Annotated in this window: 22 protein-coding genes; 15 read left to right on the forward strand and 7 right to left on the reverse strand. The window is 66.0% G+C overall.

The features are described from left to right. Positions 1–133 precede the first annotated feature (133 nt). The 7 genes from ffh (at position 134) to QW881_RS23035 (ending at position 6613) form a co-directional block, all read left to right on the forward strand. Entirely contained in the window at positions 134–1684 is a 1551-nt protein-coding gene (gene ffh, locus QW881_RS23005; RefSeq protein ID WP_315757126.1) for a signal recognition particle protein, read from the forward strand. Between the two features lie 140 nt (positions 1685–1824). Beyond that, the gene (gene rpsP, locus QW881_RS23010; protein ID WP_008964221.1) at positions 1825–2157 is read left to right on the forward strand and encodes a 30S ribosomal protein S16; all 333 of its coding nucleotides are present in this window, start codon (positions 1825–1827) and stop codon (positions 2155–2157) included. 127 nt (positions 2158–2284) lie between these two features. Further along, entirely contained in the window at positions 2285–2881 is a 597-nt protein-coding gene (gene rimM, locus QW881_RS23015) for a ribosome maturation factor RimM (RefSeq protein WP_315740684.1), read from the forward strand. 202 nt (positions 2882–3083) lie between these two features. Beyond that, a complete protein-coding gene (gene trmD, locus QW881_RS23020; RefSeq protein WP_315757125.1) occupies positions 3084–3860 on the forward strand; it encodes a tRNA (guanosine(37)-N1)-methyltransferase TrmD in 777 nt (258 codons plus the stop codon). Positions 3861–3969: 109 nt separating this feature from the next. Continuing rightward, positions 3970–4353 (forward strand): 50S ribosomal protein L19, encoded by a 384-nt coding sequence (rplS, locus tag QW881_RS23025; RefSeq protein ID WP_015663536.1) that lies wholly within the window; start codon positions 3970–3972, stop codon positions 4351–4353. Between the two features lie 446 nt (positions 4354–4799). Continuing rightward, positions 4800–6206: a 3-isopropylmalate dehydratase large subunit gene (gene leuC / locus QW881_RS23030; protein WP_315757124.1), complete on the forward strand. Its 1407-nt coding sequence runs from the start codon at positions 4800–4802 to the stop codon at positions 6204–6206. Positions 6207–6397: 191 nt separating this feature from the next. Next, on the forward strand, positions 6398–6613 hold the full coding sequence (locus tag QW881_RS23035) for a hypothetical protein (protein ID WP_315715897.1): 216 nt from the start codon (positions 6398–6400) through the stop codon (positions 6611–6613). An 84-nt stretch (positions 6614–6697) separates the two neighbouring features. Here QW881_RS23035 and QW881_RS23040 read toward each other — a convergent pair whose 3' ends face one another. The 4 genes from QW881_RS23040 to QW881_RS23055 all read right to left on the reverse strand — a co-directional run bounded on the left by QW881_RS23040 (position 6698) and on the right by QW881_RS23055 (position 8888). Then, positions 6698–7342 (reverse strand): hypothetical protein, encoded by a 645-nt coding sequence (locus QW881_RS23040; RefSeq protein ID WP_315757123.1) that lies wholly within the window; start codon positions 7340–7342, stop codon positions 6698–6700. A gap of 327 nt (positions 7343–7669) precedes the next feature. Next, positions 7670–7945, reverse strand: a complete 276-nt coding sequence (locus tag QW881_RS23045) for a hypothetical protein (RefSeq protein WP_315757122.1) — start codon at positions 7943–7945, stop codon at positions 7670–7672. Between the two features lie 94 nt (positions 7946–8039). Next, positions 8040–8309: a hypothetical protein gene (locus tag QW881_RS23050; protein WP_315757121.1), complete on the reverse strand. Its 270-nt coding sequence runs from the start codon at positions 8307–8309 to the stop codon at positions 8040–8042. 270 nt (positions 8310–8579) lie between these two features. Continuing rightward, positions 8580–8888: a hypothetical protein gene (locus tag QW881_RS23055; RefSeq protein WP_409997714.1), complete on the reverse strand. Its 309-nt coding sequence runs from the start codon at positions 8886–8888 to the stop codon at positions 8580–8582. 143 nt (positions 8889–9031) lie between these two features. Here QW881_RS23055 and QW881_RS23060 point away from each other — a divergent pair, with 143 nt between their 5' ends. The 5 genes from QW881_RS23060 (at position 9032) to QW881_RS23080 (ending at position 11939) form a co-directional block, all read left to right on the forward strand. Next, positions 9032–9430, forward strand: coding sequence for a metallopeptidase family protein (locus QW881_RS23060; protein WP_315740677.1), 399 nt, complete (start codon positions 9032–9034; stop codon positions 9428–9430). Positions 9431–9520: 90 nt separating this feature from the next. After that, the gene (leuD, locus tag QW881_RS23065; protein ID WP_315715892.1) at positions 9521–10123 is read left to right on the forward strand and encodes a 3-isopropylmalate dehydratase small subunit; all 603 of its coding nucleotides are present in this window, start codon (positions 9521–9523) and stop codon (positions 10121–10123) included. 81 nt (positions 10124–10204) lie between these two features. Then, entirely contained in the window at positions 10205–11005 is an 801-nt protein-coding gene (locus tag QW881_RS23070) for a hypothetical protein (protein ID WP_315757119.1), read from the forward strand. A 111-nt stretch (positions 11006–11116) separates the two neighbouring features. Continuing rightward, positions 11117–11533 (forward strand): DUF6455 family protein, encoded by a 417-nt coding sequence (locus QW881_RS23075; RefSeq protein ID WP_315740675.1) that lies wholly within the window; start codon positions 11117–11119, stop codon positions 11531–11533. Positions 11534–11567: 34 nt separating this feature from the next. Further along, complete coding sequence (locus QW881_RS23080; protein WP_315757118.1) at positions 11568–11939, forward strand: cytochrome c; 372 nt, start codon at positions 11568–11570, stop codon at positions 11937–11939. Between the two features lie 4 nt (positions 11940–11943). Here the strand turns inward: QW881_RS23080 and QW881_RS23085 are convergent, their stop codons facing one another. Further along, on the reverse strand, positions 11944–12822 hold the full coding sequence (locus tag QW881_RS23085; protein ID WP_315740673.1) for a CoA ester lyase: 879 nt from the start codon (positions 12820–12822) through the stop codon (positions 11944–11946). A 101-nt stretch (positions 12823–12923) separates the two neighbouring features. On the opposite strand from QW881_RS23085, the gene QW881_RS23090 reads away from it, so the two are divergent. Further along, entirely contained in the window at positions 12924–13568 is a 645-nt protein-coding gene (locus QW881_RS23090; protein WP_315757117.1) for a carbonic anhydrase, read from the forward strand. A gap of 66 nt (positions 13569–13634) precedes the next feature. Here QW881_RS23090 and QW881_RS23095 read toward each other — a convergent pair whose 3' ends face one another. After that, positions 13635–14177 (reverse strand): TIGR00645 family protein, encoded by a 543-nt coding sequence (locus QW881_RS23095; protein ID WP_315740671.1) that lies wholly within the window; start codon positions 14175–14177, stop codon positions 13635–13637. Positions 14178–14225: 48 nt separating this feature from the next. Then, on the reverse strand, positions 14226–15260 hold the full coding sequence (locus QW881_RS23100; RefSeq protein ID WP_315740740.1) for an aspartate-semialdehyde dehydrogenase: 1035 nt from the start codon (positions 15258–15260) through the stop codon (positions 14226–14228). Positions 15261–15374: 114 nt separating this feature from the next. On the opposite strand from QW881_RS23100, the gene QW881_RS23105 reads away from it, so the two are divergent. Together QW881_RS23105 and QW881_RS23110 are read left to right on the forward strand one after the other, a co-directional pair. Continuing rightward, a complete protein-coding gene (locus QW881_RS23105) occupies positions 15375–16181 on the forward strand; it encodes a hypothetical protein (RefSeq protein WP_315757116.1) in 807 nt (268 codons plus the stop codon). A gap of 228 nt (positions 16182–16409) precedes the next feature. Next, complete coding sequence (locus QW881_RS23110; protein ID WP_315740669.1) at positions 16410–16793, forward strand: hypothetical protein; 384 nt, start codon at positions 16410–16412, stop codon at positions 16791–16793. The last annotated feature ends 514 nt before the right edge of the window (positions 16794–17307 follow it).

Consider the following 17307-nt stretch of genomic DNA (forward strand, 5'->3'; position numbering starts at 1 on the left):
GCAGGGCATCCAGTACGCCGCAGCGCCTCGAATCGAGCCGCGCTGCCTCGGAGCACTGGATCACCCGCCTTCGCGGGTGATGACGGCGGAGACATTCAACTGCCTGCGTCGCGCAGGACAAAGGACGAAGCAAGTGTTCGACAATCTGTCGGAAAGGCTTGGCGGCATTCTCGATCGGCTGACGGGGCGTGGCTCCCTGTCGGAGGCCGATGTCGACGCCGCGATGCGCGAGGTTCGCCGGGCGCTGCTCGAGGCCGACGTCGCGCTGGAGGTTGTCCGCAGCTTCACCGAGCGCGTGCGCGAGCAGGCGATCGGCGCTACCGTCGTCAAGTCTGTCACCCCCGGCCAGATGGTCGTGAAGATCGTCCATGACGAGCTGGTCAAGACGCTCGGCGACGACGGCCAGACCATCGACCTCAACGCCGTGCCGCCGGTGCCGATCATGATGGTCGGCCTGCAGGGCTCGGGCAAGACGACCACCACCGCCAAGCTCGCGCGCCGCATGGTCCAGCGCGACAAGCGCAAGGTGCTGATGGCCTCGCTCGACGTCTATCGTCCGGCGGCGATGGAGCAGCTCGCGGTGCTCGGCCGCGACCTCGACATCCCGACGCTGCCGATCGTCGCCGGCCAGATGCCGCCGCAGATCGCGCGCCGCGCCATCGAGGCCGCCAAGCTCGGCGGCTATGACGTGGTGCTGCTCGACACCGCCGGCCGCACCACGCTGGACGAGGACATGATGAAGGAGGCCGCCGAGATCAAGGCGGTCGCCAATCCGCACGAGGTGCTGCTGGTCGCGGATTCGCTGACTGGCCAGGACGCCGTCAATCTCGCCCGCGCCTTCGACCAGCGCGTCGGCCTCACCGGCATCGCGCTGACCCGTATCGACGGCGACGGCCGTGGCGGTGCGGCGTTGTCGATGCGCGCCGTCACCGGCAAGCCGATCAAGCTGCTCGGCACCGGCGAAAAGACCGACGCGCTAGAGGATTTCTATCCCTCGCGTATCGCCGGCCGCATCCTCGGCATGGGCGACATCGTCTCGCTGGTCGAGAAGGCCGCGGCGAACATCGACGCCGAGAAGGCCGCCCGCGCCGCCGAGAAGATGCGCAAGGGTCAGTTCGACCTCAACGACATGCGCGAGCAGCTGCAGCAGATGGCGCAGATGGGCGGCATCAGCGGGCTGATGGGCATGATGCCCGGCATCTCGAAGATGAAGAACCAGATCGCGGCCGCCGGGATCGACGACAAGATCCTCAAGCGCCAGGTCGCGATCATCGATTCGATGACGCGCGAGGAGCGCAAGCATCCCGACCTGCTCAAGGCGAGCCGCAAGAAGCGCATTGCCGCCGGCTCCGGCCAGAGCGTCGAGCACGTCAACAAGCTGCTCAAGATGCACCGGAACATGGCCGACGTGATGAAGGCCATGGGCTCCGGCAAGCGCGGCCCGCTGGCCGGCATCGCCCAGGCGATGGGTTTTGGCGGCGGTGGCGGCATGCCGTCACCGGATCAGCTCAAGGCGCTCGCCGAGAAGATGCCGGGCGGCCTGCCCGGCGGCGGGCTGCCGAACCTGCCGAAGGATCTGCCCGCCGGCCTGCGCGGCGGACTGCCGAATCTCCCCGGCCTCACCGGTCTCAGCGGCAAGCCGACGCTTCCTGGTCTTGGCCTCCCTCCGGGGAAGAAGAAATGATCTCACTCCCGTCATTGCGAGGCGCGAAGCGGCGAAGCAATCCAGAGTCGCACACGCCGCCCTGGATTGCTTCGCTTCGCTCGCAATGACGATCACATCCACCGTTCACATCAATACATCGACCTCAAAGGAGAACTTTCATGTCCGTCGTCATCCGTCTCGCCCGCGCCGGCACCAAGAAGCGCCCGGTCTATCACGTCGTCGTCGCCGACTCGCGCTTCCCGCGTGACGGCCGCTTCATCGAGCGTCTCGGCTACTTCAATCCGCTGATGCCGAAGGACAACGAGGCGCGCCTCAAGCTGGACATGGAGAAGGTGAAGGGCTGGCTCGCCAAGGGCGCACAGCCGTCCGACCGCGTCGCCCGCTTCCTCGATGCCGCCGGCGTCAAGAAGCGCGAAGCCCGCCAGAACCCGATCAAGGCCGTGCCGCGCAAGGAGCGCAAGGCGCAGGCCGAAGCCGCCGCCAAGGGCTAAGGTCGTTGACGAGCGCGGCCTCATGCTTCGAGACGCACGGCTTGCGCCGTGCTCCTCAGCATGAGGAACTGGCTCCTCCTCCTGAGGAGCGCGCGTTTGAGCGCGTCTCGAAGGACGAGGCACGCTGATGTCCAAGCTCATCTGTGTCGCCAGAATCGGCGCCGCGCATGGCGTGCGCGGCGAGGTTCGCTTATGGACTTTCACCGAGGATCCGCTGGCCGTGCTGCATTACGGCCCGCTCACGACCAAGGACGGCAGCCGCTCGTTCGAAGTCGCGAAAGCGCGGGAGGCCAAGGACCATCTCGTCGCAACTATCAAGGGCGTCACCGACCGCAACGCGGCCGAGCGCCTCAACGGGCTCGAGCTGTATGTGCCGCGCGACCGCCTGCCCGAGACCGACGACGACGAATACTACCACGCCGACCTGATCGGCCTCGCCGCCGAGACCACGGCCGGCGCACCGCTCGGCCGCGTCCTCGCCATCCATAATTTCGGCGCCGGCGACATCATCGAGATCGCCCCGCCCTCGGGCAGCACATTGATGCTGCCGTTCACCAATGCGGTGGTGCCGATGGTCGATCTCGCGGGTGGGCGCGTGATCATCGAGCTGCCGGCGGAGATCGAGGGCGATGATGAATCGGCCTCGGATGAGTTGGCCTCGGATCAAGACGACGCTGCCGCCTCAAACTCCGCTCGTCGTCCCCGCGAAAGCGGGGACCCATAACCACCGCAGCTGGTTGGTTCACGCGGGATTGGCCGCGTGCCCATTTCCAACATCGCGCGGTATGGGTCCCGGATCGGCGCCGCGACGCGCGGGTGCGCGTCACGGCTTGTCCGGGACGACACCGGTAATGGAGAGTTGCATCAGTTGGCCAGCGCCGCTGCGGGGGCTCGATCTCACCGCGCCGGTGCCGTAACAGAGCATCATGACCGCTTCGCCTTCCGCCCCTCCCACGCCCTGGCACGCCACCGTGCTCACCCTGTTCCCCGAGATGTTCCCGGGGCCGCTTGGCGTCAGCCTGGCCGGCCGGGCGCTGGCGTCCGGCATCTGGGCGCTGGAGGCGCGCGACATCCGGGCGTCGGCCACCGACAAGCACCGCAGCGTCGATGACACCCCCGCCGGCGGCGGGCCCGGCATGGTGCTGCGGGCCGACGTGCTGGCCGCCGCGATCGACGCCGCTGCCATCGCGCCTGAGCGGCCGCGACTGCTGATGAGTCCGCGCGGTCGGCCCCTGACACAGGCCTTCGTCCGCGAGCTCGCGGCCGGTCCGGGCCCGCTGATCGTCTGCGGTCGCTTCGAAGGCATCGACCAGCGCGTCATCGATGCCCGCTCGCTGACCGAGCTCTCGATCGGCGACTACGTGCTGTCGGGCGGCGAGATCGCCGCCCTGGTGCTGATCGACGCCTGCGTCCGGCTGCTCCCAGGTGTGATGGGCAAGCTCGAATCGGGCACCGACGAGAGTTTTTCCGATGGCCTACTTGAATACCCGCAATTCACCCGGCCCCAACTATTCGAAGGCCGGACCATTCCGGATGTGCTCACCTCGGGTGACCACGCCAAGGTCGCCGCTTGGCGCCGCGTCCAGGCCGAGGCGCTGACTGAAGCGCGAAGGCCGGATTTGTGGACCGAATGGCAGGCGCGCGACGGCCGAGAACAAAGAGGGACCGGCCAAAAAGAGCCAAAAAGCACGACAGACGGGTGACAAGCCTCGCGCTTTGGCTTATAGGAGCGCCCAATTCCGCAAGTGACGGCAGGAACAAGCGCAGCCCCCGCGTGACCCGGCTGGGCGCGCCGCCGATGGAGATTTACCCGTGAACCTGATTCAGCAGCTCGAAAAAGAGCAGTTCGACAAGCTGTCCGCCAACAAGACCATTCCGGAGTTCGGCCCAGGCGACACCGTGATCGTCAACGTGAAGGTGGTCGAAGGCGAGCGCACGCGCGTGCAGGCCTATGAGGGCGTCTGCATCGGCCGATCCGGCGGCGGCATCAACGAGAGCTTCACCGTGCGCAAGATCTCCTATGGCGAGGGCGTGGAGCGCGTGTTCCCGATCCTCTCCCCGATGATCGATTCGATCAAGGTCGTGCGCCGCGGCAAGGTGCGTCGCGCCAAGCTGTATTACCTGCGTCAGCTGCGCGGCAAGTCGGCCCGCATCGTCGAGAAGCAGGACCGGCAGCAGACCGCCGTCAACGAGTAATCGTTGCTTTCAGTGGGTTGACGGAGAGCGCGGGCTGGTCCCGCGCTTTTTCTTGCGCTGCTGTCATTCCGGGGCAGCCCCGAAGGGGCTGAGCCCGGAATCTCGAGATGGCCTGATCACCTCGAGATTCCGGGTTCGCATCTTCGACGCGCCCGGAATGGCGGCGGAGAGATCGCGCGTCCTCACCGCGACAAACGCATCTCGCACTCCCCGGCGTGCGTGCTATATATCCCTCTGAAATGGTTCTAGATCGCACCAGCATGGCCTGTCGCCGCGTCGTCATCGACGATCGCCGCCGGCTGCCCGGGCGGTTCTTCGGACGCTTCGCCACCTCGGCGACATCTGAGCTTAGGCGCGCGCTGTAAGCCGCAGCACCTCATTCCTGATTGTTCACGCGTGCCCGTCACGCGTCCCGTTTCAACCTTCATTCCCGGGAGCATTCGCTCATGTCGAAACCCACGACGCTCTACGACAAGATCTGGAACGACCATCTGGTGCACGAGGCCGACGACGGCACCTGCCTGCTCTACATCGACCGCCATCTGGTCCACGAGGTCACCTCGCCGCAGGCGTTCGAGGGTCTGCGCATGACCGGCCGCAAGGTGCACGCGCCGGAGAAGACGCTGGCGGTGGTCGATCACAACGTGCCGACCACCGATCGCAGCAAGCCGAACCCCGACCCCGAGAGCATCGAGCAGATCAAGACGCTGGCCGAGAACGCCAAGGAATTCGGCATCGAATATTACAACGAGTTCGACCGCCGCCAGGGCATCGTCCATGTCATCGGCCCGGAGCAGGGCTTCACGCTGCCCGGCACCACCATCGTCTGCGGCGACAGCCACACCTCGACCCACGGCGCGTTCGGGGCGCTGGCGCACGGCATCGGCACCTCCGAGGTCGAGCACGTGCTGGCGACGCAGACGCTGATCCAGAAGAAGGCGAAGAACATGCGCGTCACGGTCGACGGCGTGCTGCCGGACGGCGTAACGGGCAAGGACATCATTCTCGCCATCATCGGCGAGATCGGCACCGCTGGAGGTACCGGCTACGTGCTGGAATATGCCGGCGAGGCGATCCGCGCGCTGTCGATGGAAGGCCGCATGACCGTCTGCAACATGTCGATTGAGGGCGGCGCACGCGCCGGTCTCGTCGCACCCGACCAGAAGGCGTTCGACTTCCTGCGCGGCCGGCCGAAGGCGCCGAAGGGCGCCGCCTGGGACGCAGCGATGCGCTACTGGGAGACGCTGCGCTCCGACGACGGCGCGCATTTCGACCACGAGCTCCGGCTCGACGCCGCCAAGCTGCCGCCGATCGTGACCTGGGGCACCTCGCCCGAGGACGTGATCTCGGTGACCGGCGTGGTGCCCGATCCGGACAAGATCGCCGACGAGGCCAAGCGCATCTCCAAGCATCGCGCGCTGAAGTACATGGGCCTGACCGCGGGCACGAAGATCACCGACATCAAGCTCGACCGCGTCTTCATCGGCTCGTGCACCAACGGTCGCATCGAGGATCTGCGCGCCGCAGCCAAGATCGCCGAAGGCAAGACCGTCAGCGGCCACATCAATGCGATGGTCGTGCCGGGCTCGGGCATCGTCAAGGAGCAGGCCGAAGCCGAGGGCCTCGACAAGATATTCATCAAGGCCGGCTTCGAATGGCGCGAGCCGGGTTGCTCGATGTGCCTCGCCATGAACCCGGACAAGCTGGCGCCGGAAGAGCGCTGCGCCTCGACCTCGAACCGCAACTTCGAGGGCCGCCAGGGCTTCAAGGGCCGCACCCACCTGGTGTCGCCCGCGATGGCTGCGGCGGCCGCGATCGCAGGGCACTTCGTCGACGTGCGCGACTGGCGCTGACGTCATCTCGCTGCTTCACATCCGGCACGGCGGCCGGTCTACAAACGAGCGCGATGGCTTCACCAAGCCGTCGCGTTTTTCATTTCACCTCAACATCGACACGGTTCGGCAATGGCTTCTTAAGTCTCAGCGCGCACAATCCTACCGCCGGACGCGCTGCGTCTGCAGAGGAACGTGCCGAGGAGCCTGACATGGCCGACAAGCCGGAATACGTCGACCTCATCCGTGATGCGACGCGCCAGCGCCGCAAGACACCGCCCGCCAAGATCATTGCCCAGCCCGAGGCTCCGAAGGAGGAGCGGCGGCTGTCGAACTGGCCGCCCGGCCGCTTTGCCAAATGGCGCCTGGAGACGCTGGTGCCTTGGAAGCTGAGTGTGAGGAATTGGCAGTTCAAGGACTGGCTCTGACCGCCGCGCCCCACTCATCCCCTTGAAATGAGAGAAGGACGCCGTTGAGCGTCCTTCCCTGTCTCGTTCGAACTTCAGACACCGTCAGTAGTAGCGCCAATGGTGCCGGTGGTGGCGATGATGCCACCGGTGATGCGGACGCCAGTGATGACCCCGCCAATGCCGATAGTGGCAGATGCGGCGCGGCCCGTAATAGGTCCAGACGACGCGACAGCGGCGATAAGGATAGTAGTAGCCCGACGTATAGACCGGCGTGTAGTAGCTGCGATAGCCGTAAAAGTGCCGACGGTGGTGATGGAAGTACGGCCGGTAGGCATAGTGCGGACGATAATGATAGCCGCCGCCATGGAACACCGGCCGCGGGGCGAATCCGCCGTGAAAGGCCGGGCCGCCGCCGTGGAAGACGGGACGCGGACCACCGCCTCCGAAGGCGTGGCCGCCGCCGCCATGGAACGCCGGGCCACCGCCGCCGCCGTGGAAGGCCGGTCCGCCGTGAAATCCACCACCGCCGGGATGTCCGCCGCCGCCACCCCCGCCATGGCCGCCGGGTCCTCGGACCTGAACGGCCAACACGTCGGAGGGCGCCTGCGTCGCAGGCCCGGCGCCGGGACTCACCGGCGACATCGCAAGCGCCGGCCGGCCGGACGCGCCGGCCAAGAGAAACAATGTCGCCGCCGCAAGACTGAGGCGACGAGCCAGACCAGCGCGCTGGTCCTTCATCCTCATCATGGTCCCTTCTCCCTGAATGCCGTGCAACGATGGACCCATGCAGCGCCGATGCTGGTCGTCCGATCGGTGGATTGGCGCCCCCCAACATGAACGTAGAGATAGCGACGTGAATGCGGCATGAATGATGCTCGTCAGTGATGCACGGTGCACGCGCATCTGCGGCGTGGCGTCGCGGCAGAGGAGATGCACGTGAGCCTCTACGTCGTCCTGCAACTCAGGATCACGGATGCCGACGCAAGGGCTGACGCGCTGCTCGTGCGGGGACTTCGCAACTAACCACGCGCAGGCATTTGCTCCGCGAACGCGACGCGCCTCGCTGACATGGCCTCAATCGTAGAACGGCGTGAACAGAACCAAGGGGCCCGGCGGATAGGCCGGCGCGTAGTCCGTGGGACGGTCAAGATAGTGGGGCACCTCCGCCGTCGACACCACGGGCTTCACTCTGCGACCCTCCCGGCGCGGGCCAGGATCCGTTGCGGTCTGACGCGCCTGCGTGACGGCGGGAGCGGCGGCGACAGGAGAGGTGGCAGCGGAACTCGCAAGCAGCATCGCCACCGTGACGATGCCGATCCCGAGCCAGGTTCTGTTGACTGATGGTTTCATGGCGAACCTCGTTGCCAGCCCCCATCAACGTACAGGCCCGCAAAGCGGGCCTGTTTGATTTCGGTCATTGTCTCGATCGGCCGGAAAGCGCGGCTTACCAGCGGCCGTGATGGCGATATCCGTAGTGATGCGGCCGCCAGTGATGCCGCGGATGATAATAATGCCGAGGATAGTAGTGGCGCCGGGGATGCCAATGGTGGCGGCCGTGCCAATGCGCCTGCGTGGTCTCCTGCGCCGTGCCCTGCTGCACCGCGGTCGCGGCGCCCGGATTGATCAGCGACAGCGCCTGCGCGCGTTCGGCGGGGGCAGCCATCGCGAGAACGGCGCCAACCGCCGCGATGCCCAACAGCTTCATCACAGTCATGAACTTCTCCCTCGATCGCCTGACATCACGTCCGGCACCGTACATTCCGCCTTGTCAGTTGCCTGAAGGGCGGCCGCAGCAGCGCGACGCAGACCAGTCTCGAACGAGCGACGTGAATGGGACATGAAGACCTGCGCAGGAGCAGAATGCCGATATGTCGCACATGGTTCCACCGCAGTGCGCGAGATATCGGCACTGTGTCCGGACGGTGACGTCGCCGCGCTCGATCCGCGCCTCGCCGCCAAGCAGCGCAGTGCGCGGGACCAGCGGTCAGCCGCGCCGCCAGACGCAACTCATATGCGGGACGATCACGGTGCCGCTCGGCCGATGCTCTGGAACATAGGTGGCATCGCATACACGAACCGCGTTCGGACCCGGATTGAAGCGCGGCACCACATCGGGCTGCCAATGGCCCTCGTAGCGCGGATAGATCTGGATCCGTCGTTGCCGACGCTGCGCGGAGAGATCCGTGCTCATCTCGCTCTGGACGGCGCCGCGTACGCCCGCGGCCTGCTCCGCTTGCGCTCCCGCCGAGATCGAGATCACGACCGCCGCGGCCAGCGCCGTCCCGGCCAGCACCATCGACATCTGTCTCATCTGTCCCCAACCCCCAATTCGCGCGCCAAGACGGTCGCCGTTTTCATCCCCTGCGTCAACCGGCGCCGCCCCACATGTCATAGAACTAAGATGCAAGATGATCAAAGCCGGGCTAGAAGGCGGCAATGTGGACGGATCTGAAAGCCCCATCGCTCGCCGACATGGAAGTCATGGCGCACGAGATGTTCGAGCGTCTGCCCGAGCATTTTCGCAGGCTTTGCGAGGGCGTCATCATCCGGGTCGACGACTTTCCGACCGAGGAGGTGCTCGACGAGATGCAGGCCGAAAGCGAGTTCGACCTGCTCGGCCTGTTCCAGGGCACGGGACTGCCGTTTCGCAGCAACGACGACCTGCCCCGGCTGCCCAACATGATCTGGCTCTACCGCCGTCCGATCCTGGATTACTGGGCCGAGCACGACGAGAGTCTTGGGCACATCGTCCGCCACGTCCTGATCCACGAAATCGGCCACCATTTCGGAATGTCCGACGACGACATGGAGGCGATCGAGGCGTCCGTCGACTGACGACCCGGCCGATAGCACCGGGATTTTGACTTTATCCGCCCCGCCGTTCGGGCTAAACAGCGGCCTGCCCGTATTCTCGAAGGTGCCCCGATGGACAAGTTCACCACGCTGGAAGGCGTCGCCGCGCCGCTGAAGATCATCAATGTCGACACCGACATGATCATCCCCAAGCAATACCTGAAGACCATCAAGCGCACCGGCCTCGGCAAGGGCCTGTTCTCGGAGCAGCGCTACAAGGACGACGGCAGCGAGAACCCCGATTTCGTGCTCAACCAGCCGGCCTATCGCAACGCCAAGATCCTTGTCGCCGGCGACAATTTCGGCTGCGGCTCGAGCCGCGAGCACGCGCCCTGGGCGCTGCTCGACTTCGGCATCCGCTGCGTGATCTCGACCTCGTTCGGCGACATCTTCTACAATAACTGCTTCAAGAACGGCATTCTGCCGATCCGCGTGTCGCAGGCCGATCTCGACAAGCTGTTCGACGACGCCGAGCGCGGTGCCAACGCGACCTTGACGGTTGATCTCGCCAACCAGGAGATCCGCGGCCCCGACGGCGGCACCGTCAAGTTCGACATCGATCCGTTCCGCAAGCACTGCCTGCTCAATGGGCTCGACGACATCGGGCTGACGCTGGAGAAGAAGGCCTCGATCGACAGCTACGAGGCCAAGCTGGCCGAGCGCGCCTGGGCCTGAGCCCCGCTTGAAGGCAGAGAGTTCGCGGGCCCCGGACCTCGTCCGGGGCCTTGTTTCGAGAGCAGCCCAGCAGGTCCGCCGTTGACGCGTGTATTGCCCGAGGTCGTCACCTTCTGGCGCGGGCCGCTCGACCGGCTGCGCCAGACCTGCCTGCGCTCGCAGCTCGCCGCCGGCCACAAGGTCACCGTCTACAGCTTCGATCCGCTGCCCGGCCTGCCCGACGGCGTCGGCAATGCCGAGGCCGAGGCGGTCCTTCCTTACGCATTCTCCGAACGTCTCAGGCCGCCGCAGCCCGACGGCAGCTGGCGCGATTGGACCACCTTGCAGTTCAGCGACTTCTTCCGGATGCGGCTGATGGCACAGCGCGCCGGACTCTGGCTCGATGCCGACGTGCTGCTGCTCAGGCCGGTCGAGATCGATCCGGCTCTGCCCTACTTCGCCTGGGAGCGTCCGCGGCAGCTCGGCAACTCCGTGCTCTACCTGCCGCCGGACGATCCGATCGTCGCCGAGTTCGCTGCGCTGATGGCGCAGGACGAGCTGACGCCGAACTGGCTGTCGCTGCGTCATCGCCTCACCTATGCGATGCGCCACCTGCGCGGCGGCTCCGACCGCCTCTCGGACATCCGCGTCGCCATCTTCGGCCCTGCCGCGCTGACGGCGCTGGCCCGCCGCCACGGCTCGCTGCGCCACGCGCTGCCGAAGCGTAGCTTCTACGCTGTCCATGCCGAGCCGAAGGCGTTCTTCGATCCCTCCGACTTCTCCGGCCTGATCGGCGATCCCGCGATCATCGGCCTGCACATCTCGCCGAAGGGCCGCGGCGGCGAGGCGCCGATCCCTGGCAGCCTCTATGCGTGGGCGGCCGATCGATTTGCCCCGCGCTGACCTTCGCCGCGCAGCTTTGCGGCCTGCGCAGGACCGATTCGCTGCTTGATCTACCGCAACGTCCGCGCGTCCACCCGGTGATTGATTGCGAACAATCATCGGAGACGTGTCATGACCGTAGACGCCAAGCCCTATCCGCGGGTTCAGTTCCTGATCGATACGTTCGCGCAATGGCTCCGGCACCGGCGTGAGCTGAGCGAGATCCGGCAGCTGGACCGCGACGATTTCGAGCGCATCGCGATGGACCTGCAGGTCACACCGGCGGATCTCGACGAACTGGTCCGTCACGGCGAGCACGCCGCCGACGAGCTGCCCCGGATGCTGAAGGCGCTCGGCATCGACGAAGCCTCGCTGGGGCGCGCCGAGCCGCTGGTGCTGCGCGACATGGAGCGCGTCTGCGCCATGTGCAAGGACAAGCCGCGCTGCCATCGCGATCTTGCCGCCGGCACGAGCGCCGAGCACTATGAGGAGTACTGCCTCAACGCCCCGACCATCGACCGCCTGGGCACCGCCGCGGTCAAGCACTGATCGCCGTCTCCCTCCCACTCAGCGAAGCAACGCGATGAGCCTGCCCAATCTGTACCGCAACACCTGGCTCCATGTCGGCGTCGCGATCCTGCTCGCGCTCGGCGCGATGCTGCTGATCCGGCTGCACAATGCCGGCGGCGTGACGCCCGCGGCCGACAGCGTGCAGGCCGGCCGCAAGCTGGCGGAGGCCTGGTGCAGCACCTGCCACGCCATCGACACGAGCGGCGCGCGAAGCCAGACCACGACCGCCCCCGACTTTGTGGCCGTCGCCAACATGCCCTCGACCACCGAGCTGTCGCTCAAGGTGTTCCTGCAGAGCAGCCACCCGACGATGCCCAACGTCATCCTGACCGCCGAGCAGCGCGGCGACTTGGTCAACTACATCCTCAGTCTCCGCCGCATCTGACGCCTCACTTCGCCACAGCCGCGATCGCATCGGCGATCGCGATCGTGCGTCGCGCCATCTCGGCATGCAGCCGCTCGACCATGCGGCCGTCGATCTGGATCGCGCCGCGCGAAGCATTCTCCGGCAGCTCGAACGCGGCAATGATCTTGCGTGCCGCGGCGACCTCGTCGGCCGGCGGCGTGAAGATCGCGTTGCAGGCATCGATCTGACCGGGATGGATCAGCGTCTTGCCGTCGAAGCCGAGATCGCGGGCCTGGATGCATTCCTGCGCGAATCCGTCGGTGTTGGCGAAGTCGCTGTAAGGCCCGTCCAGAATCTCCAGCCCATGGGCCCGCGTCGCCAGGATGCAGTGGCTGATCATCGGCAGCATCGTGGAGCGGCCCGGCAGCATGCGGATGCGGGTCTCGCGCGAGATGTCATTGGGCCCGAACACGAAGCCGGCGAGCCGCGAGCCCGGCTCGTGCACCGTGGCCGCGAGCAGATCGGCATCGAGCACGGCGCGCGCCGTCTCGATCATGGCCCAGACCTTCAGCGCCGGATCTGCCCCGACCTCGGCCAGACGATCCGTGACCAGACGAAGGTCCTCGACGGTCGACACCTTGGGAACGAGGATGCCGTCGGTCGCCGCTTGTCCGGCCATGGCGACGTCGTCGCTCCACCACGCCGTATCCAGGCTGTTGATACGGATCAGCAGTTCCCGCTTGCCGTAGCCATCGGCCGCCACCGCCTTCGCGATCTGGTCGCGGGCGGCGGCCTTGGCATCCGGCGCCACCGAATCCTCGAGATCGAGGATCAGCCCGTCGGCCGGCAGGTTCCGCCCCTTCTCCAGCGCACGCGCATTGGAGCCGGGCATGAACAGGAGACTGCGGCGCGGGCGGATCATTTCGGCGTTTCCCTTGGTTTATCGACGCGGCCCGCGATACCATTTCGGGAGGCCGGCCGAAAGGCTTGTTCCCGGAAGCCGCATGTGTTTAGGCAAGGTCCATGATCTCGTTTCCGCAACGCCTGCTCGAAGGCTATCGCGCCTTCAGCACCCAGCGCCTGCCGACCGAACAGAGCCGTTACCTCGAGCTCTCGGAGCGCGGCCAGTCGCCCGAAGTGATGGTGATCGGCTGCTGCGACTCGCGTGTCTCGCCCGAGGTGATCTTCGACGTCGGTCCCGGCGAATTGTTCGTGCTGCGCAACATCGCCAACCTGGTGCCGATCTATCAGCCGGACGCCAACGCGCACGGCGTGTCGGCGGCGCTGGAATATGCCGTCACCGTGCTGAAGGTGAAGCACATCGTCATCCTGGGCCACGCCCAGTGCGGCGGCATCCGCGCCTTCGTCGACAAGGCGGCGCCGCTGTCCCCGGGCGACTTCATCGGCCGCTGGATGTCGATGTTCATCAAGCCCGGCGAGGTCGTCGAACAGCGCACGCATGAGAGTTTCCAGGACTTCGTCACCCGGATCGAGAAGGCCGCGGTGTTCCGTAGCCTCGAGAACCTGATGACGTTCCCCTTCGTCCGCAGCCGGGTCGAGGCCGGCGACCTGCAGCTCCATGGGGCCTATTTCGGCGTCGCCGAGGGCTCGCTGTTCGTGCTCGACAAGGCGGCCAAGGAATTCAAGAGTGCGCGCGCTGGCGAATAGCGGATGGGAAGTAGCGAGGAGTTCATCGGCCCTATTCGCCATTCGCTCCTCGCTATTCGTCCCTGTTCAATGATCACCCGACCAGCGGTCCGACAGCGCGAGCATCACCGTCGACACCACGAAGGTCATGTGCACGCCGACCAGCCAGGCGAGCTTGGTCGAGTCGTAGCCGGCGTCGAGGTTCATGAACGCCTTCAACAGCTGGATCGCCGAGATCGCGACGATCGAGGCGAGCAGCTTCTGCTTCAGCCCGGCGAAGTCGACCTTGGTCATCCATTCCGGCCAGTCCGGATGGCCGCCGGGATCGATGCGCGAGACGAAGTTCTCGTAGCCCGAGAACACCACGATCAGCACGAGATTGCCGGTCAGGCAGACGTCGATCAGGCTGAGCACGCCGAGGATGATATCGCTCTCCTTGGCGGTGGGCAGATGAATGACACTCTCCCACAGCAGCAACACGAACTTGAACAAGAGCACCGCGAGGCTAATGACGAGGCCGACATAGAACGGCGCCATCAGCCAGCGGCTCTTGAACAGGAAGCCTTCGAGGCCGCGCTCGACCGGACCCGGGACGTGCTTGGCGGCTTCCGGCGTGGTCTTCTCGCTCATCGTGTCCCGCGCCCCCGCCCCGAAGACGTTGCGTGTTGACCGAGTCCGTTACGCCGCCTTCTTCTTCGCGGTGATCAGCTTGCGGTTGATCAGCACCTCGGCGATCTGGATCGCGTTCAGCGCCGCGCCCTTGCGCAGATTGTCCGACACGCACCAGAAGGCGAGACCGTTCTCGACCGTGCCGTCCTCGCGGATGCGGCTGATATAGGTCGCGTCCTCGCCGGCCGCCTCGTAGGGCGTCACGTAGCCGCCCGGCTCGTGCTTGTCGATGACGAGGCAGCCCGGCGCGTTGCGCAGGATGTTGCGGGCCTCGTCCGCCGTGATCGGATTCTCGAACTCGACATTGACGGCTTCGGAGTGGCCGACGAACACCGGCACGCGCACGCAGGTCGCGGTCAGCTTGATCTTCGGATCCAAGATCTTCTTGGTCTCCATCATCATCTTCCACTCTTCCTTGGTGAAGCCGTCTTCCATGAAGACGTCGATCTGCGGAATGACGTTGAAGGCGATGCGCTTGGGGAACTTCTTATTGACCAGCTCGTCATTGGTGTAGACGGCCTTGGTCTGCGAGAACAATTCGTCCATCGCATCCTTGCCGGCGCCGGACACCGACTGATAGGTCGACACCACGACGCGCGTGATCTTCGCCTTGTCGTGCAGCGGCTTCAGCGCGACGACGAGCTGCGCCGTCGAGCAGTTCGGGTTGGCGATGATGTTCTTCTTGTTGAAGCCGGCGGCGGCGTCGGCATTCACCTCCGGCACGATCAGCGGCACGTCGGGATCCATGCGCCAGGCCGACGAGTTGTCGATCACGACCGCGCCGGCGGCGCCGATCTTGGGCGACCACTCCTTCGACACCGAACCACCGGCCGACATCAGGCAGATGTCGACATCGGCAAAATCGTAGTGCTCGAGCGCTTTGACCTTCAGCGTGCGGTCGCCATAGGACACCTCGACGCCGACGCTGCGGCGTGACGCCAGCGCCACGACCTCGTCCGCCGGAAACTGGCGCTCATCGAGAATATTGAGCATTTCCCGTCCGACATTGCCGGTCGCGCCGACCACTGCGACTTTGTAACCCATCATTCACTCTCCGAAGAAATATGGCCGATCGCGCAACCAGGCGGAAACGGAAGCGGCAGCGCTTCTATGCGAGAAACGTCCCTGACACAACGTTACCACGATGTCTCGCATTCGATGCAGCCCGATTCGGCCAGAACAGCCGCAGCGCCCCGATCCGCATCCGTCCTGCAGGGGCTCCCGAGCTTCGCGGACGAGGTCTGCGGCACATTTGCGCGCCTGTTCGCCTATGTGGGGGCTCTGGCGCTGATCGCCATGCTCGGCGTGGCCGGCTGGAACCATCTCGACGGCGGCGATGACGCGGGCTTGTCCGGCCGCGCCGGCTGGACCTTGGCCGACGGCGCCGTACCGGCGTTCTCGCTCCGTCTCGCCGACCAGCCCGACAGGACCGCCACCTACACCGTGCTCATCCATCCCGAAGGCGGCCGCAAGGACGTGTTGCGCTGGGGCGAACCCGCCGATCGCCCCGCTGCCGAGCTCGAGATCTACCGGTTCGGACCGGAGCGCGATGCAAGGCGTGATCCCCGGGCCGATCTCGCGGTCCGGATGGGGCGCAACTCCGCCTCCGAGCTCGAGACCGCCGGCGTGATCGACAGCCGGTTCGGCCCCGTCAGTCTGGTCCGCCGGGCTGGGGCTCCCGAGGGCGCCGGAGCCTGCCTCGGCTTTCTCAAGACCATCGCCGAGCCGGCGCTGCGGATCTCCGGCTGGTCGTGCCAGGGCGTGACGATGCCGGCGCGCCGCGCCATGGTCGGCTGCATGCTCAACCGGCTGACCCTGCTGGCGCCCGACCAGAACCGGGCCCTGAGCCAGCTTTTCATGGGGACCGATCAGCGGCGCGGCGGCTGCGACGAACCCGCCATCGCCAGCGGCAGCGGCGATTGGGTGACTTCGACCGCCAATCCGAGGCTGCGCGGCGCCTTGTGAATGTCTGCCTGCGTCCGGATGTTGCTGGGCGTGACCGCATCCTATTCGACCCGTCAAACCCACGGGCAAGTGACGGATATTGATGCAACTTTCCCGCCACAGCAGGCATTTATCTTGCCCGTCGCCGCGGGAATGACCTTGTGATGCCACAGCCGACCCAGATATTGTGCGGGCCAAATCATGCGCATGGCGAGCGCCCGCCCCTTTTGGCGCGAGGAAGAGGACGTGATGATCGAATTTCCTGCTGCGACCCGGGTCATGGCCTTGGCGGTGATCGCCGCGACCGGCCTTGCCGTCACGTCTCTTGCCGCCACCTCGGCGGATGCCGCCACCACCAAGCGCCGTGCCGTTGCCGTCACCAACAACGGCAATCCGAACTATTCCTACCAGTCCGGCCCGCGCACCCGCATCTACATCACCCGCCGCTCGTTCCTCGACGGCGGCACCGAGGTGCTCCCGGGCGACCGCAAGTTCTCGGACTATGCGTTCCCTCCGGCTGTCGGCTACCCGTCGTTCGCGCGCGAGAATCTGAACCGGCCGATCGACCGCCAGCCGCTGATGGCACCATCCGATCTCGGCGGCTATCCGACCCGGATTCCGATCCCCTACTGAGGGCGGCCGCATCGTCAGATCATCAAGGCCGGGCCCCGCCCGGCTTTTTGCTGTTTTGCCGCGCTGACGTTCCATCGCGTCGTCATCGATCATGAGCTGGTCACTGCTCGATTTCGAACGTGTGAGACGACCGTTCGGAGACATGGCTGACACATCGCTACACGCCGATGGAGGCCAGCCTGCTCCCACCCCTCAGTGTCATCCCGGCGAACGCCGGGATCCATAACCACCGGCCGGCATGACCGCCCGGTCTCATCGCTCCAGCGTGCCTCACACCCATGTCGGGGAGTCTGGGTCCCGGCGTTCGCCGGGACGACACCGGAATTTTCGGCACGACTGGCCATCCTCGCACCCGCTTTCGCGTCCGAGTCTTTGCTCGTCTGATCGCCCTCTCCTTGCAGAGGGCGCAGGGAAGGCCGGGCCTCGGCTGAGGCCCGTGGCCCGCGTGCAAAGAAAAAAGCACGCGGCGGTCACCACAGGTACGGCCTGGAACACCCGGTGGATTCAATTGGTC

The organism is Bradyrhizobium sp. SZCCHNS3016 (assembly GCF_032484535.1).
In the GTDB taxonomy this organism is placed as follows: domain Bacteria; phylum Pseudomonadota; class Alphaproteobacteria; order Rhizobiales; family Xanthobacteraceae; genus Bradyrhizobium.

What these genes read in the sequence shown, in the direction of transcription:
- QW881_RS23050 (WP_315757121.1), bottom strand. Translation starts at nt 8,309, where the DNA reads ATGACTGTGATGAAGCTGTTGGGCATCGCGGCGGTTGGCGCCGTTCTC.
- QW881_RS23090 (WP_315757117.1), top strand. Translation starts at nt 12,924, where the DNA reads ATGATCTCGTTTCCGCAACGCCTGCTCGAAGGCTATCGCGCCTTCAGC.
- rimM (WP_315740684.1), top strand. Translation starts at nt 2,285, where the DNA reads ATGTCCAAGCTCATCTGTGTCGCCAGAATCGGCGCCGCGCATGGCGTG.
- QW881_RS23095 (WP_315740671.1), bottom strand. Translation starts at nt 14,177, where the DNA reads ATGAGCGAGAAGACCACGCCGGAAGCCGCCAAGCACGTCCCGGGTCCG.
- leuD (WP_315715892.1), top strand. Translation starts at nt 9,521, where the DNA reads ATGGACAAGTTCACCACGCTGGAAGGCGTCGCCGCGCCGCTGAAGATC.
- rpsP (WP_008964221.1), top strand. Translation starts at nt 1,825, where the DNA reads ATGTCCGTCGTCATCCGTCTCGCCCGCGCCGGCACCAAGAAGCGCCCG.
- QW881_RS23075 (WP_315740675.1), top strand. Translation starts at nt 11,117, where the DNA reads ATGACCGTAGACGCCAAGCCCTATCCGCGGGTTCAGTTCCTGATCGAT.
- QW881_RS23040 (WP_315757123.1), bottom strand. Translation starts at nt 7,342, where the DNA reads ATGATGAGGATGAAGGACCAGCGCGCTGGTCTGGCTCGTCGCCTCAGT.
- QW881_RS23105 (WP_315757116.1), top strand. Translation starts at nt 15,375, where the DNA reads ATGCAGCCCGATTCGGCCAGAACAGCCGCAGCGCCCCGATCCGCATCC.
- QW881_RS23060 (WP_315740677.1), top strand. Translation starts at nt 9,032, where the DNA reads ATGTGGACGGATCTGAAAGCCCCATCGCTCGCCGACATGGAAGTCATG.
- QW881_RS23035 (WP_315715897.1), top strand. Translation starts at nt 6,398, where the DNA reads ATGGCCGACAAGCCGGAATACGTCGACCTCATCCGTGATGCGACGCGC.
- QW881_RS23110 (WP_315740669.1), top strand. Translation starts at nt 16,410, where the DNA reads ATGATCGAATTTCCTGCTGCGACCCGGGTCATGGCCTTGGCGGTGATC.
- QW881_RS23085 (WP_315740673.1), bottom strand. Translation starts at nt 12,822, where the DNA reads ATGATCCGCCCGCGCCGCAGTCTCCTGTTCATGCCCGGCTCCAATGCG.
- leuC (WP_315757124.1), top strand. Translation starts at nt 4,800, where the DNA reads ATGTCGAAACCCACGACGCTCTACGACAAGATCTGGAACGACCATCTG.
- QW881_RS23045 (WP_315757122.1), bottom strand. Translation starts at nt 7,945, where the DNA reads ATGAAACCATCAGTCAACAGAACCTGGCTCGGGATCGGCATCGTCACG.
- trmD (WP_315757125.1), top strand. Translation starts at nt 3,084, where the DNA reads ATGACCGCTTCGCCTTCCGCCCCTCCCACGCCCTGGCACGCCACCGTG.
- QW881_RS23100 (WP_315740740.1), bottom strand. Translation starts at nt 15,260, where the DNA reads ATGGGTTACAAAGTCGCAGTGGTCGGCGCGACCGGCAATGTCGGACGG.
- QW881_RS23080 (WP_315757118.1), top strand. Translation starts at nt 11,568, where the DNA reads ATGAGCCTGCCCAATCTGTACCGCAACACCTGGCTCCATGTCGGCGTC.